The following is a 282-nucleotide window of genomic DNA, read 5'->3' as shown; positions in this document are numbered from 1 at the left end:
GTTTTCAATATAGATTGTATATGCGGTTTTCAAGGTACATCTTGCTGACTGAAATGTTTCATCAGTCATTAGAACTTAAAAGATCTTTTTGATGCTTTCTGTGAAACACAATTCTTTTAAACTCTAATCACTGGTAAAACCAGCTCTCATCAGCACTTCCCTGCTGTTATGGGTTACTGCGCTTCTGTGGGCAGCTGTTTTATTTCATAGACATTTACCCTTGTCTTTTTATTAGGGAGCTGGCAGCCACCTGCTCTCCCACACCGTCTCCAGTGCAGTACC

This window comes from Blautia sp. AF17-9LB, from assembly GCF_003479185.1.
In the GTDB taxonomy this organism is placed as follows: Bacteria; Bacillota; Clostridia; order Lachnospirales; family Lachnospiraceae; genus Fusicatenibacter; species Fusicatenibacter saccharivorans.
Note: the sequence above shows the minus strand (reverse complement) of the source record.